The following is a 13,041-nucleotide window of genomic DNA, read 5'->3' as shown; positions in this document are numbered from 1 at the left end:
ATTGGAAGGCTGCTATGAACCAGTTCGCGATCCTGTACGAGGAGCGCTTCACCCATCCGCATCGTTGAGATAATGCTGCACTCACCGCTCAAGTCGACGGTGAGTCTATACCTGCCCTGCACACAAAAAAACTGACAGGCCCGGGGCTGCCGTATGGCCCTTGGGTCCAAAAACCAACACCGAAAAATCAAATCCAAAGCGTGGACAAGAGCCAACGGTTCTGCCCTTGCGCATAGACAAACACCCCCTCACTTCCCCTTAAAACTAGGAAAAAACAACTGCTCCCCTTCCACCCTATAAGCCGCAATCGTATCCTGCCCATCCTTAGACGTAATCCACTCCACCAGCTTCATCGCATCCGCGTAATTGGTACCAGGATGCTTGGCCGGATTCACGGCAATCACGCCATACGGATTGAACATCCTGGGATCGCCCTCCAGCAGGATCGCCAATCCGGTCTTGGCGCGGTACGCGCCATAAGTGGCCCGATCAGACAACGTATAGCCCGGCATCTGCGCGGCCATGGTCAGCACTTCGCCCATCCCCAGCCCGGCATTCACGTACCACGGCTGCCCCTTGGGCTCGATCCCCGCCTGTTTCCAGTAGTCCTTCTCCATCACGTCGGTCCCGGAGTTATCCCCGCGCGAGATGAACTTGGTGCCGCCGGCGGCGATCTTCCTGAAGCCGGCCAGCACGTCCTTGCCGCCTTTTAGCCTGGCCGGGTCGCTGGCCGGGCCAACCACGATGAAGTCGTTGTACATGACGTCGCGGCGGTTGACGCCGTAGCCCGCCGCCATGAATTCGTCTTCCATCTTGCGGGCGTGCACCAGCAGCACGTCGACGTCGCCCATCTCGCCCATCTTCATCGCCTTGCCCGAGCCCACGGCGATCACTTTGACGGTGACACCGCTCTTTTGCTCGAACCTGGGCAGCAGGAATTTCAGCAGGCCGGAGTTTTCCGTGCTGGTGGTCGTGGCCAGCTTGAGTTCGCCGGCGAAGGCGCCGGTGGCGCTGGTGGCGCCGGCCACGCCAACCAGGCAAACCAGTCCGATAGCGCACGCGGCGCGGTTCGAAATATGGCGTAAAAGGCATTGCTTGCCGACCACTTGCATGGATTCTCCTTGTCTTGTGTTTTCAGAAACACAATTGCCACAAACTCATGAGATCGGTGAGAATGCAGAAAAATACGTGGAAATCAGCGTTTTGCATTCTGGGTGAACCACATCTCTAAAGTAAATATGAAAAGCGTTTCATATGACATTTCGCTTTGACCTGTTCCCGGTAGTCGCCGCGGACGACAATCCTCGCTCCAACGGCAAGGTGTTCCAACTGCTCAAGGCTGTGCGCGAGACGGGTTCCCTGCATCGCGCGGCGCGCGAGATCGGGTTGTCGTACCGGCACGCCTGGGGCGTGATGCGGTCTTGGGAGGAGATGCTTGGGCGCAGCATGCTCGACATGGAGCGCGGCCGGGGGGCGTCGCTGACGCTGTTTGGCGAGCGCTTGCTGCGTGCCGAGGGGCGCTTGCGCGATTCGATCGACCCGGTCGTGCAGAAGGCCATGATCGATTTCCTGGCGGACCTGGACGACGCGGCCCAGCCGCAGACCCGCATCCGCTTCTCCGGCAGCCATGATCCGGCCATGGAGGTCCTGGCGGGGGCGCTGCACGACGCGCCGGGCGGCCTGCAGCTCGACACTGTGTTCTGCGGCAGCGTGGAGGGCCTGATTTGYCTGCAGGAGCGGCAGTCCGAGCTGGCTGGCTTCTACGTCTCGCCGATCCAGAAGGCTGGCTCCGTGGCCCACGTGACGCTGCGCAAATGGCTGCGTCCGGCCGCCGTACGCTTGATCCGGCTGGCCTGGCGCGAGCAGGGCCTGATCGTCGCGCGCGAGCTCGCGGGCGAGATCCACGGCCTGCGCGACCTGGCCCGTACCCGTGCCCGCTTCGTCAACCGCCAGCGCAGTTCCGGCACGCGCATGCTGTTCGACCAGTTGCTGGCCACCGACGGGCTCTTCCCGGACCAGATCGTCGGCTACGAAACCCCCGAGTTCAGCAACGAGAAGGTGGCGGAAGCGGTGCACGCCGGCCATGCCGAGGTGGGGTTCGGCCTGCGCATGAATGCCGAGGCCCATGGGCTGGCCTTTGTGCCGCTGACGCGCGAGGCCTACTACCTGGCGCTGCGCAAGAACGACCAGATCACGCCCTGGGCGCATGGCTTGCTTTCGCATCTGGCCGACCCGGCCTTCCGGCGCCGCATCGAGGCGCTTCCCGGCTACGCCATGGCCGAGCCCGATGGCATCCTGACGCCGCAGGAGGCCCTTCCCTGGTATGGCCCCGACGGCAAGGAAGGCGGCTGACGCCGTCCGCCGGGGAGGGTGGGAACCCGGCTGTTTGAGCGCGCGCGTATTACACTGGTTGTATAGGCGGGGCTGCATGCCCGCCAGACAGACCCAGCAAGGAGCGCCATGCTAGAAACGGCCGCGTTGGCCGCGGGCTTGTCCTGGACCAGCGGATTCCGCCTTTACCTGGCCGTGTTCACGGCTGGCGCACTGGGCCGCCTGGGCTGGCTGCACCTGCCGCCCGGCCTGCAGGCGCTGGAATCGTGGTGGGTGATCGCGCTGGCCGCGGTGCTGGCCCTGGCCGAATTCGTGGCCGACAAGGTGCCAGGCTTCGATTCCTTCTGGGACAGCATCCAGACCTTTATCCGCATCCCCGCCGGCGCGATCCTGGCCGCCGCCGCCTTCGGGCAGCTCGATCCGCAATGGATGGTCGCCGCCGGGCTGATCGGGGGCACACTGGCCGGCACCGCCCATGCCGCCAAGGCTGGCACCCGCGCCCTGATCAACGTCTCGCCGGAACCGTTTTCGAATTGGGCTGCCTCACTGAGCGAGGACGTTGCCGCCAGCAGCGGGCTGCTGCTGGCTTTTTTCCTGCCCGTGGTGTTCCTGGTGGTGCTGGCCGTGCTGCTGCTGGTGGCGGCGTGGCTGCTGCCCAAGCTGTGGCGCGGCTTGCGCCATTTGCGTGACGCGTTGGCCAAGCGTGCTCCGGCGGCCTCGCCGGCGGGGCGTCAGCCCCGGCGCTGAGTGGCGGGATCGACCCTCGCTTTGCCCAATCCGGCCATAATCTGGCCCTGGTCCGGCGGATGCGCGCCGGGATCCACCCGCTGGTGTCCTGCCGCCGCGCCAATCCTGGACTGCGGCTTGCCCGGCTGGCCGCCACCATGCATGTGCACGGACAAGAGATTAGAGATAAGAGATCAATGTCTTCAGAACCCGCCTCCCAGCACGTTCCCGCAGCAGCCACCGCAGCCGCAGCCACCGCAGCAACCATCACCATGGCCCTGGCATCGTCCGGCCCCCGCCCGACGCGCTTCTCGCCCTGGCGCCAGGCTTTGCGCATGGCGCGGCGCGATTGGCGCGCCGGCGAGCTGAGCCTGTTGCTGTTCGCGCTGGTGCTGGCCGTGGCGGCGCTCAGCAGCGTGGGCTTTCTGGCCGACCGCATGCGCCTGGGGCTGGAGCGCGACGCGCGCCAGATGATCGCCGCCGATGTGCTGATCGTGTCCGACCAGCCGTTCGATGCCGTCTTCGCCAGCCACGCCGCGCAGGCGGGCCTGGCCACCACGCAGACGGTCACCTTCCCGAGCATGGCGAGCGCGCACGCGCCGGGCAAGGCCGCCACAACGCAAGGGCAAGGGGCGGCTAGCGGGGTTCAGGCCGATGCCCCTTCGCAACTTTCGCAACTGGCTGCGCTCAAGGCGGTTGCCCCCGGGTATCCGCTGCGCGGGCAGCTCAAGGTGGCGGCCGGGCCCGGGGCGCCGGAAGCCGCCGCCACCGGCATTCCCGCCGAGGGGACCGTCTGGGTGGACGAGGCCTTGCTGGACTCGCTTGGTGTCGCCATGGGCGACACCATCCAGCTGGGCAGCCGCGCCTTTCGCATCGACCGCATCCTCACGCAGGAACTGGATCGCGGCGCCGGCTTCATGAATTTCGCGCCGCGCGTGATGCTGCCGCTGTCTGACCTGGCCGCCACGGGGCTGGTGGGCTGGGGCAGCCGGGTCTCCTACCGCCTGCTGGTGGCCGGCCCCGATGCCGCCGCGCAGGCCTACCAGAAGTGGGCCGAGGCCGAGATCGACAAGCGCGCGCTGCGCAACACCCGGGTCGAGTCGCTGGAATCCGGCCAGCCGCAGATGCGCGCCACGCTGGACCGCGCCGAGCGTTTCCTGTCGCTGGTGGCGGTGCTGTCGTCGATGATTGCGGCGGTGGCCATCGCCATGTCGGCGCGCCGCTATATGCAGCGCCACACCGACGCCTGCGCTGTCTACAAGTGCATGGGCCTGTCGCGCCGCGAGATCCTGCTGGCTTTCGGGCTGGAGTTCCTGCTGCTGGGCGTGGGCGGCGCGGTGGCCGGCGTGGCGCTCGGCTACCTGGCGCACTACGGCCTGCTGCTCTCGCTGGGTAACCTGCTGACGGTGACGCTGCCGCAGCCTTCCGTCTTGCCGGCCGTGGTTGGGGTGCTGGCTGGCGTCGTCCTGCTGGCGGGTTTTGCCTTGCCGCCGCTGCTGGCGCTGACCCGGGTGCCGCCGCTGCGCGTGCTGCGGCGTGACGTCGGCGCGCCGCCGGTCTCGACCTGGGTCGCCTACGGGCTCGGCCTGGGCGCCTTCGTGGCGCTGCTGATGGTGGCCGCGCGTGATCTCAAGCTGGGGCTGACCACCGCGGGCGGCTTTGTCGCCGCCGGCGTCGTGTTCGCACTGCTGGCCCTGGGCCTGCTGAGCCTGCTGTCGCGGCTGATGCGTGGCGGGCGCCTGGCGCGCGGCAGCGTGGGCTGGCGCTTTGCGCTGGCGGTGCTGGAGCGCCGCCGCGGCGTGACGGTGCTGCAGACGGTGGCGCTGGCGGTGGGCCTGATGGCGCTGCTGCTGCTCGGCATGACCCGCAATGACCTGATCGCCTCCTGGCGCAACGCCACGCCAGCGGACGCACCCAACCGCTTCGTCATCAATATCCAGCCGGACCAGCGCGCACCGCTTACCGGCATGCTGCAGCACGCCGGCATCGCCGACCTGCTGTACCCGATGGTGCGCGGCCGCCTGACGCATATCGCCGGCCAGCAGGTGCGCGCCGAGCGCTTTGCCGATGGCCGCGCCCGCAACCTGGTCGAGCGCGAGTTCAACCTGTCCTATACCGACGCCCTGCCGGCCGGCAACCGCGTGGTGGCGGGCAACTGGCTCGGCGCCGGGAAGGGCGGGGCCGGGGCCTCGGTGGAGGAGGGCATCGCCAAGACGCTGGGGATCCGCCTCGGGGACACCTTGCGCTTCGATGTGGCGGGGCAGTCGGTGGAGGCGCCGGTCACCTCGCTGCGCAAGCTGGACTGGGGCTCGATGCGGGTCAATTTTTTCGTCATCCTGCCGCCCTCGGCCATGCAAGGCTTGCCGCAGACCTATATCACCGCCTTCCACCTGCCGCCCGCGCAAGCCGCGCTGGGCAACCGCATGGTGGCGGCTTTCCCGAACATCACGGTGGTCAACACCGACATGATCCTGCGCCAGATCCAGGACGTGCTCGACCAGGTCATCGCCGCCGTCGAGTTCCTGTTCGTGTTCACGCTCGCGGCCGGCGTCACCGTGCTCTATGCGGCGCTGTCCGGCGCGCGCGACGAGCGCAAGCGCGATGCCGGGCTGCTCAAGGCGCTGGGCGCATCCGCCGCGGTGGTGCGGCAGACCCAGTACGCGGAGTTCCTGGTGGTGGGGGGGCTGGCGGGCCTGCTGGCCAGCCTGGGCGCGATCGCGGTGGGCTGGGGCTTGTCGCAGTTCGTGTTCGATTTCCCCTACCGCTTCAACGGCTGGATCGTGCCGGCCGGTGTGCTTTCTGGCATGCTGTGCGCTTTCGCGGGCGGCTGGCTGGGTTTGCGCGAGGTGCTGCGGCAGCCCGCGCTGGCCACGCTGCGTGATGCGTGATACCTGTAGCCTGAACCACTGAAGCCTGAACCATCCCTGAGTGTTTATGAGTACCGATTCCAAGCCTGAAAATGCGGCATCCACGGCATCCGATGCCGCCCCCGAAGTCACCGCCTATGCACTGATCGGCGGCGAGGCGCGCGTGCGCGAACTGGTCGACCGTTTCTACGACCTGATGGATCTGGAGGACGAGTTCAAGGGCCTGCGTGCGCTGCATCCCGCCTCGCTCGACGGCTCGCGCGACAAGCTGTTCTGGTTCCTGTGCGGCTGGCTGGGCGGCCCCAACCACTTCATCGAGCGCTTTGGCCACCCGCGCCTGCGCGCGCGCCACATGCCGTTCGAGATCGGCACCAGCGAGCGCGACCAGTGGATGCGCTGCATGGCGCTGGCCATGCAGGACGTCGGCCTGCCCGAGGACCTGCAACTGCGCCTGATGCAGGCCTTTTTCGGCACCGCCGACTGGATGCGCAATGTGCCGCGTTGATGGCCAAGGCCACCCGACCCGCCATGGATCCCGGCATCATGGCTGACACGCATCCCAACCCCGCCGCGGACCTGCCTGCCGACGCCCGGCGCGTACTCGATTTCTGGTTCGGCACGCCTGGCTCGCCGGCATGGAACACAACACGCTCGGTGTGGTTCACCAAGTCCGCTGATTTCGACGCCACGGTCCGCGCTGCCTTCCTGCCACTGTGGGCAGCCACGCACGCGGGCGCGAACGCGGGCTGGGCGCAAAGCCCCGAATGCGCTTGCGCGCGCATCGTGCTGCTCGACCAGGTGCCGCGCAACGTCTTTCGCGACGGCCCGCGCAGCTTTGCCTCCGATGCGCAGGCGCTGGCAACAGCCCGGCAGATGGTGGCGAGCGGCGCCGACCGCCTGCTGCCTACGGCTTTCCACCGCATGTTCTGCTACATGCCGTTCGAGCATTCTGAAGCGCTAGCCGACCAGAACACGGCCGTGCAGCTGATGACGGCGCTGCGCGACCAAAGCCAGGGCAAGGTGGACGTGGTGGACTGGGCGCTCAAGCACCGCGCGGTGATCGAGCGTTTCGGGCGCTTCCCGCATCGCAACGCCATGCTGGGGCGCAGGGATACGGCGCAGGAGAGCGCCTTCCTGCAGGAGCCCGGCTCGTCGTTCTGAGCCGGGCTCGCCGGACGCAGGAGGCCGGGAGTAGCAGGCCCGCGTAGCGCAGCCGCTATCGCTATCGCGCAACGGTGGCGTGGCTGGGCCGCAAGCCGATGTGGCTGGCCCGGGAGCACCATCAGGTCTCCCCGCGCTTCTCCTGCCACTTGTCCACCAGCAAGCGCGGCGCGTTGGCGAGCTTGTCGAGGATGCCTTCGGGCGTAGGCGCCACATGCAGCAGGTCGTTGTGGACCTGCTTCAGGAAGCCTTCGTCCACGGCGTGCTGCATGAAGCCCAGCATGCTGTCGTAGAAGCCTTCCACATTGAGCAGTCCCACAGGCTTGGCGTGATAGCCCAGCTGCAGCCAGGTGAAGGTCTCGAACAGTTCCTCGAAGGTGCCGACGCCGCCCGGCATGGCGATGAATGCATCGGCGCGGTCGGCCATCATCTGCTTGCGTTCGTGCATGTTGCGCACCACGTGCAGCTCGGTCAGGCCGCGATGGCCGACTTCCTTTTGCATCAGCGCATCGGGAATGATGCCGATGGCGGTGCCGCCGTTAGCCAGCACGGCGTCGGCCACGGTGCCCATCAGCCCGACCTTGCCCCCGCCGTACACCAGTGCAAGGCCGCGCTCGGCCAGGGTCTTGCCCATGGCGCGCGCCGCGGCGGCGTACTCGGGGCGATTGCCGGGGCTGGAGCCGCAATAGATGCAAACGGACTTCACTTTTGCTCCTTTTCTGTTTGCGCCGCCTTGGCGGCGGCGTATTCCTGGGCTTGCTTGTCGAATGCCTGGCGGGCCTTGCCGCGCAGGTAAGGGGCCAGGATCGAGAAGATATGGTAGCTGGCGCCGTGCAGGTAGCCGCGGATCAATTCGGGGTCGTTGTACTGGCGCGGATGCTGCACGAACTGGAACGACAGCCAGTAGGTGGCGATCACCACGATATTGGTGCAGATGGCCTCGACCTGCTCGGGTGTGGCCTCCATCTCGCCGTCTTCCTGGAACTGCCGGCAGATCTCCATCGCAAAGCGCTTCTTCTGCTCGACGATGCGCTTGAAATTGGTTTCAAGCATGCGGTTGCGCGCCAGCAGGTCATTGATGTCGCGGTACAGGAAGCGGTAGTTCCACAGGAACTCCGCCATGTACTGCAGGTAGCACCAGCTTTCGTCCAGCGTGGCCTTGTGATCGTCGGGTAACTTCAGGCGGCGCTCCATCTCCTGCTCGAACAGCACGAAGATGGAACTGATGATGTCGTCCTTGTTGCGGAAGTGATAGTAGAGATTGCCGGGGCTGATCTCCATGGCTTCCGCAATGGTGGTGGTGGTGACGTTGGGCTCGCCCACCTCGTTGAACAGGCGGAGCGAGACGTCCAGGATGCGGTCCCGGGTGCGGCGGGGACCGGCTTGCTGTTTGGGTTCCATAGGCGACCGGGCGAGCGGCAATTCGGTAAGTTGAAGGCGATTATAAGCAATCGCCGTTTGCCGCAAGGCCGCAAGCGTCTTTGGCCCCGTCCGCGCGCCGCCGTGCCGGGCTTGCGCCGGGCCCGTGCCGCTAGCCTGTCAGGCCGTCAGCGTGCGCAGCCAGTCCATCACGATCGGCCCCGCGATGGCCAGCCAGGTGCCGCCGCACAGCACCAGCGCCAGCATGACCGCTGCGCTGCCGAAGTCCTTGGCGCGCTTGGACAGGCTGTGCCGCTCCAGCGAGATCCGGTCGACCGCGGCCTCCACGCTGGAGTTGAGCAATTCCACGATCAGCACCAGCAGCAGGGTGCCCAGCAGCAGGATGCGCTCGACGATGCCGACCGGCAGCAGCAAGGCGCAGGGCGTCAGGATGACCACCAGCGTCAGCTCCTGGCGAAACGCGCTTTCTTCCAGCACCGCGTAGCGCAGGCCGGACACCGAGTTGATGCCGGCATGCCAGGCCCGCGCCAGGCCGCGGTTGCCCTTGTGGGGGTTTTGCTCAATCGTGTAGTCGCTGTTCGGCGAGTCCGGTGCCGGTGCCGGTGCCGGTGCTGACGTGACGGTCTGCGGTGCCGGCGGGCGGTGCGGTTCGGACGGTGGGCGATGCGGAGTCGGCATGTTCGGAAGAGGGGCGAGCAGTGGTGCCGGTCGTGCCGTTGGGCGTCGCGCGTACGGCCGGCAGCGGCTGCAGGTGAGTCAGGAATTGCTCGGAGGCGGCGCGCCACGAGAACCGTTCGGCATGGGCGCGAGCGGTGGCGCGGTCGATGCGCAGCGCTTCCAGGCAAGCTTCACGCAAATCTTCGTGCATCACCCCGGCGTCGCTCTGGCCGAGCACATCGATCGGCCCGGTCACCGGATAGGCCGCCACCGGCAGCCCGCTGGCCAGGGCTTCGAGCAGCACCAGCCCGAACGTATCGGTGCGGCTGGGGAATACGAAGACGTCGGCCGAAGCATACACCTTGGCCAGCTCCGGCTGGGTCAGCACGCCCAGGTAGTTGGCCGCCGGATAGCGCGCGCGCAGCGACGCCAGCGCCGGCCCGTCGCCCACCACCCACTTGGAGCCGGGCAGGTCCAGCGCGAGGAAGGCTTCTACGTTTTTTTCCACGGCGACGCGCCCCACGTAGAGAAAGATCGGGTGCGCTGTGTTGAGCACGTTAGCCTGCTGGGTGGTGAAGACATCGAGGTCGACGCCGCGGGTCCACAGCACGCCGTGGGTGATGCCAAAGCGATGCAGGTCTTGCAGCACCACCGGCGTGGGCGCCATCACGGCGCGCGCCGGGCCGTGGAACCAGCGCAGGAAGCGGTAGGTCCAGGCAAGCGGAATGCCGAAGCGTGCCTGCACGTACTCCGGAAAACGCGTGTGGTAGGCGGTGGTGAACGGGAACTGCTCGCGCATCGCATAGCGGCGCGCAGCCAGCCCGAGCGGGCCTTCCGTGGCGATATGCAGCGCGTCCGGCGCGAAGGCGCGGATGCGCTCGCGGACCTTGGCGCCGGCGAACAGGGACAGCGCGATCTCCGGATAGGTCGGGCAGGGAATGGTGGTGAATTCCTGCGGCGTGATCAGCTCCACCGTGTGCCCCATCGCGATCAGTTCGCGGCGGGTGGACTTGAGCGTGCGCACCACGCCATTGACCTGCGGCTCCCAGGCATCGGTGACGATCAGGATCTTCATAGCAGCTCCTTGCGGCCAGGCCGCGTGGGTGGCCGGCCTCGGCGAGGCCACGGCCAACCCGTTGTACGGATGGCGGCGTGTGGGGCGGGTGCCGCGCTCAAGTCTCGTTAGGCCGTGGCGACGACGCGGCGCCCAGCCGTGGCCGGCGCATCGAGCAGGGTGGTCCAGTAGACGATCTGCAATTCGCCGTCCTGCGTCTCCACCAGGGCGGAGAGGCTCTCCACCCAGTCGCCGTCGTTGCAGTAGAGCTGGCCGTCGACCTCGCGGATCTCGGCCTTGTGGATATGACCGCAGATCACGCCATCGCAGCCGCGCCGGCGCGCCTCGTCCACCATCGCCTGCTCGAACGAATTGATGTAGTTGACCGCGTTCTTGACCTGGTGCTTCAGGTATTGCGATAGCGACCAGTAGGGAAAGCCCAGGCGCGCGCGGATGCGGTTGAAGTGCCGGTTGATGGCCAGGATCAGGGTGTAGAGCGAGTCGCCCAGGTAAGCCAGCCAGCGCGCGTGCTGCACCACGCCGTCGAACAGGTCGCCGTGCACCACCCACAGGCGCTTGCCCGCGGCGGTGACGTGGACGGCATCTTCGCGCACCGTGATATCGCCGAAGGCGAGGCCGTCGAACTGGCGCGCCACCTCATCGTGGTTGCCCGGCACGTAGATCACCTCGGTGCCCTTGCGCGCCTTGCGCAGCAGCTTCTGCACCACATCGTTGTGGCTCTGCGGCCAGTACCAGCCGCGGCGCAGCTGCCAGCCATCGATGATGTCGCCGACCAGGTAGAGCTGGTCCGATTCATTGTGCTTGAGGAAGTCGAGCAGGTAGTCGGCCTGGCAGCCGGCCGTGCCGAGGTGGATGTCGGACAGCCAGATGGCGCGGTAGTGGCGGGTGGGATGGGACGGATGGGGGGGCTGGGTGGTGGCTTCGGGGGGCGGGGCGCTGGCGGGAGAGGTGGCGCAACGCCCGGGAGGCCGTTGCTGCAAGTCGCTGGCCGGTGGCATGAAGGCGGCCAGCGCGGCAGGCAATGACATGGGCCGCGGCAGGGATTGCGACTCGGCGGTGCGGCTGCGCAGCAGTTGCGTGGCCTTGGCCAGATGTCCGCGGGCAGAACGAAGAGCTTGAACCATGGCGGCCTCGGTAGCGACGATGGCTGCATTGGGCCAGCGGCGCGTGACGAAGCCGTTAAGGAAACATGAACGTCATATGACTGTTGTGGGGAAGTTGGCTATTGCGTGGCTACTGCGTCGCTATCGCGTGGCTGGGGGGCTTTCAGCGGCTGGCGCTGTTGGCTCCTCAGGCCGCCGGCGCCACCGCTGACAACTGCGCCAGCGCCCGCAACACAGCCTGCGTGGCCACCGGATGCCGCAGCAGGCTGACATGCCCGATGCCGCTAAGCGCCACATGATGCGCTCCCTCCATCCAGGAGGTCCCCAGCGGGCCGGCAATCGAATCATGCCAACTGAAGATCGACACCAGGGCAGCGCGCTGGCGCGACGTTTCGCGCGCTGCCAGCGCGCGCAGCCAGGCGCTGGCGCAGCGCATCTGGCGGGAATTGAAGCCCCTGCCGTAGCGGGCCAGCACGCAGCCGTGATGCGGCGTGCCTAGCGTAACGATGCCGCGGCAGGGTGGGGGCTTGCCGCGTCCCGCCAGCGCCGCGCGCGCGGCCAGGCCGCCCATGCTATGGCAGAGCAGCAGCGGCGGCTGGCCAGTGGTGGCGGCGATGCGCGCGATGGCGGCGCGTATTTCGAGGGCGTATTGGTCGATGTCGCCAAACACCGGGTCCAGGTCGATCGCCTCGCAGTGGTAGCCGGCCACCGCCAGGGCAGGCTGCATGTCGAGCCAGACGGCGTGGTTGCAGCCATAGCCGTGCACCAGCAGCAGCGGCGGGCACGAGCCTGGGGCYTTGGCCGGGCGCAAGCGGCGGTGCGAGCAGAAGGGCTGCAGCCAGTTGAACATCCGGAACACGGCGGTGTATTCACGCAAATAGCAGCCCAGCGCCTGCCATGGCGTCAACCGGGCTGGCCGCATGGCCAGCAGGGCGGGAGGGATGGGGGGGCACGTCGCCTCGGGCTCGCCCAGGCCGAACAGCGTAAAGGCAAAGGCGCCGGCAACAGACAGCCCCAATATCGCCAGCACCACGCCAATGCCGGCCAGCAGGCCAATGGCGAGGGGCCACCCATGCAGGGCGTTGAGTTCAGCGGCGCAGCCTAGCGCCACGGCGGCCTGCAATGCCACCGCGATGCGGCGCAAGGCGGCAGCCGACAGGTTCATGGCTTGGGCGGGCGCAGGTCGGCCAGGCGGGTGCGGGCCAGGCGGTCATGCAGGAACTGCCGCCTGGGGTCGAGGAGAGCCAGCAGGATCCAAACCAGCAGGCCAGCGCACAGCACGCCGACGAACGGGCCCTTGACCAGGCCGAGCGCGTGCCCGAGCGCCGCCGAAGGCGGCAGCCACAGCCATGCCAGCAGGTAGCGCAGCGTGGCCTGTGGCCAGCGCGGGGGCACGCCCGCGGCCGTCTCGACCCGCATGCGCCAGGTCTGCATGGCGAGCGTCTGTCCGTTGCGCTGCCAGAACCAGACGAAGTAGCAGCCCAGCACCAGGAAGCTCCAGCACTGCATCGTGAACGGGCCGTCCAGCCCAAGCTGTTGCAACGCCGGGCGCGCCAGCAGATAGACCCCCGTCGAGGCGCTGAGCACGCCGAACAGCAATACGCCTTCGTACAGCATGCAGGCGATGCGGCGGCGGATCGTCGGTGCCTCGGCCGGGCGCACGGGACTGGCAGGCGTGCCCGATGCGGCCGGCTTGGCGTTGGGTTTGGGCGTGGTCACGGCGGGCATGGCGATGAGGCGA

13 protein-coding genes are annotated in these 13,041 nt (G+C 67.5%); 5 read left to right on the top strand and 8 right to left on the bottom strand.

Features of this window, described 5'->3' with window-relative positions; genetic code table 11:
* Positions 1 to 248: 248 nt before the first annotated feature.
* Positions 249 to 1,112, bottom strand: a complete 864-nt coding sequence (locus tag AB4061_RS34435; protein ID WP_441640635.1) for a substrate-binding domain-containing protein — start codon at positions 1,110 to 1,112, stop codon at positions 249 to 251.
* Positions 1,113 to 1,254: 142 nt separating this feature from the next.
* On the opposite strand from AB4061_RS34435, the gene AB4061_RS34430 reads away from it, so the two are divergent.
* The 5 genes from AB4061_RS34430 (at position 1,255) to AB4061_RS34410 (ending at position 7,085) form a co-directional block, all read left to right on the top strand.
* Positions 1,255 to 2,352 (top strand): substrate-binding domain-containing protein, encoded by a 1,098-nt coding sequence (locus tag AB4061_RS34430; RefSeq protein WP_441640634.1) that lies wholly within the window; start codon positions 1,255 to 1,257, stop codon positions 2,350 to 2,352.
* 108 nt (positions 2,353 to 2,460) lie between these two features.
* Positions 2,461 to 3,078, top strand: coding sequence for a DUF4126 domain-containing protein (locus AB4061_RS34425; RefSeq protein WP_441640633.1), 618 nt, complete (start codon positions 2,461 to 2,463; stop codon positions 3,076 to 3,078).
* A 251-nt stretch (positions 3,079 to 3,329) separates the two neighbouring features.
* A complete protein-coding gene (locus AB4061_RS34420) occupies positions 3,330 to 5,945 on the top strand; it encodes an ABC transporter permease (RefSeq protein ID WP_441640636.1) in 2,616 nt (871 codons plus the stop codon).
* Positions 5,946 to 5,991: 46 nt separating this feature from the next.
* The gene (locus AB4061_RS34415; protein WP_150983724.1) at positions 5,992 to 6,429 is read left to right on the top strand and encodes a group II truncated hemoglobin; all 438 of its coding nucleotides are present in this window, start codon (positions 5,992 to 5,994) and stop codon (positions 6,427 to 6,429) included.
* Positions 6,430 to 6,467: 38 nt separating this feature from the next.
* On the top strand, positions 6,468 to 7,085 hold the full coding sequence (locus AB4061_RS34410) for a DUF924 family protein (RefSeq protein WP_441640632.1): 618 nt from the start codon (positions 6,468 to 6,470) through the stop codon (positions 7,083 to 7,085).
* 121 nt (positions 7,086 to 7,206) lie between these two features.
* On the opposite strand, the gene AB4061_RS34405 is transcribed toward AB4061_RS34410, so the two are convergent.
* From AB4061_RS34405 to AB4061_RS34375, 7 genes are all read right to left on the bottom strand, one after another.
* Entirely contained in the window at positions 7,207 to 7,791 is a 585-nt protein-coding gene (locus AB4061_RS34405; protein ID WP_267605978.1) for a TIGR00730 family Rossman fold protein, read from the bottom strand.
* The gene (locus tag AB4061_RS34400) at positions 7,788 to 8,486 is read right to left on the bottom strand and encodes a TetR/AcrR family transcriptional regulator (RefSeq protein ID WP_441640631.1); all 699 of its coding nucleotides are present in this window, start codon (positions 8,484 to 8,486) and stop codon (positions 7,788 to 7,790) included. The genes AB4061_RS34405 and AB4061_RS34400 overlap by 4 nt, the downstream gene beginning before the upstream one ends.
* Before the next feature lie 138 nt (positions 8,487 to 8,624).
* Positions 8,625 to 9,143: a diacylglycerol kinase gene (locus tag AB4061_RS34395; RefSeq protein WP_441640630.1), complete on the bottom strand. Its 519-nt coding sequence runs from the start codon at positions 9,141 to 9,143 to the stop codon at positions 8,625 to 8,627.
* Entirely contained in the window at positions 9,025 to 10,197 is a 1,173-nt protein-coding gene (locus tag AB4061_RS34390) for a glycosyltransferase family 4 protein (RefSeq protein WP_441640629.1), read from the bottom strand. Before AB4061_RS34390 ends, AB4061_RS34395 begins: the two co-directional genes overlap by 119 nt.
* A gap of 107 nt (positions 10,198 to 10,304) precedes the next feature.
* Positions 10,305 to 11,321, bottom strand: coding sequence for a metallophosphoesterase (locus tag AB4061_RS34385; RefSeq protein ID WP_441640628.1), 1,017 nt, complete (start codon positions 11,319 to 11,321; stop codon positions 10,305 to 10,307).
* 166 nt (positions 11,322 to 11,487) lie between these two features.
* Complete coding sequence (locus AB4061_RS34380) at positions 11,488 to 12,465, bottom strand: esterase/lipase family protein (protein ID WP_441640627.1); 978 nt, start codon at positions 12,463 to 12,465, stop codon at positions 11,488 to 11,490.
* Positions 12,462 to 13,028, bottom strand: a complete 567-nt coding sequence (locus tag AB4061_RS34375; protein ID WP_441640626.1) for an RDD family protein — start codon at positions 13,026 to 13,028, stop codon at positions 12,462 to 12,464. Before AB4061_RS34375 ends, AB4061_RS34380 begins: the two co-directional genes overlap by 4 nt.
* Positions 13,029 to 13,041: the final 13 nt, after the last annotated feature.

Origin of the sequence: Cupriavidus sp. YAF13 (assembly GCF_052113425.1) — a bacterium.
Taxonomy (GTDB): domain Bacteria; phylum Pseudomonadota; class Gammaproteobacteria; order Burkholderiales; family Burkholderiaceae; genus Cupriavidus.
This window is presented reverse-complemented; position numbering and strand designations above follow the sequence as displayed.

What these genes read in the sequence shown, in the direction of transcription:
- AB4061_RS34415 (WP_150983724.1), top strand. Translation starts at nt 5,992, where the DNA reads ATGAGTACCGATTCCAAGCCTGAAAATGCGGCATCCACGGCATCCGAT.
- AB4061_RS34420 (WP_441640636.1), top strand. Translation starts at nt 3,330, where the DNA reads ATGGCCCTGGCATCGTCCGGCCCCCGCCCGACGCGCTTCTCGCCCTGG.
- AB4061_RS34410 (WP_441640632.1), top strand. Translation starts at nt 6,468, where the DNA reads ATGGCTGACACGCATCCCAACCCCGCCGCGGACCTGCCTGCCGACGCC.
- AB4061_RS34385 (WP_441640628.1), bottom strand. Translation starts at nt 11,321, where the DNA reads ATGGTTCAAGCTCTTCGTTCTGCCCGCGGACATCTGGCCAAGGCCACG.
- AB4061_RS34390 (WP_441640629.1), bottom strand. Translation starts at nt 10,197, where the DNA reads ATGAAGATCCTGATCGTCACCGATGCCTGGGAGCCGCAGGTCAATGGC.
- AB4061_RS34400 (WP_441640631.1), bottom strand. Translation starts at nt 8,486, where the DNA reads ATGGAACCCAAACAGCAAGCCGGTCCCCGCCGCACCCGGGACCGCATC.
- AB4061_RS34375 (WP_441640626.1), bottom strand. Translation starts at nt 13,028, where the DNA reads ATGCCCGCCGTGACCACGCCCAAACCCAACGCCAAGCCGGCCGCATCG.
- AB4061_RS34425 (WP_441640633.1), top strand. Translation starts at nt 2,461, where the DNA reads ATGCTAGAAACGGCCGCGTTGGCCGCGGGCTTGTCCTGGACCAGCGGA.
- AB4061_RS34395 (WP_441640630.1), bottom strand. Translation starts at nt 9,143, where the DNA reads ATGCCGACTCCGCATCGCCCACCGTCCGAACCGCACCGCCCGCCGGCA.
- AB4061_RS34435 (WP_441640635.1), bottom strand. Translation starts at nt 1,112, where the DNA reads ATGCAAGTGGTCGGCAAGCAATGCCTTTTACGCCATATTTCGAACCGC.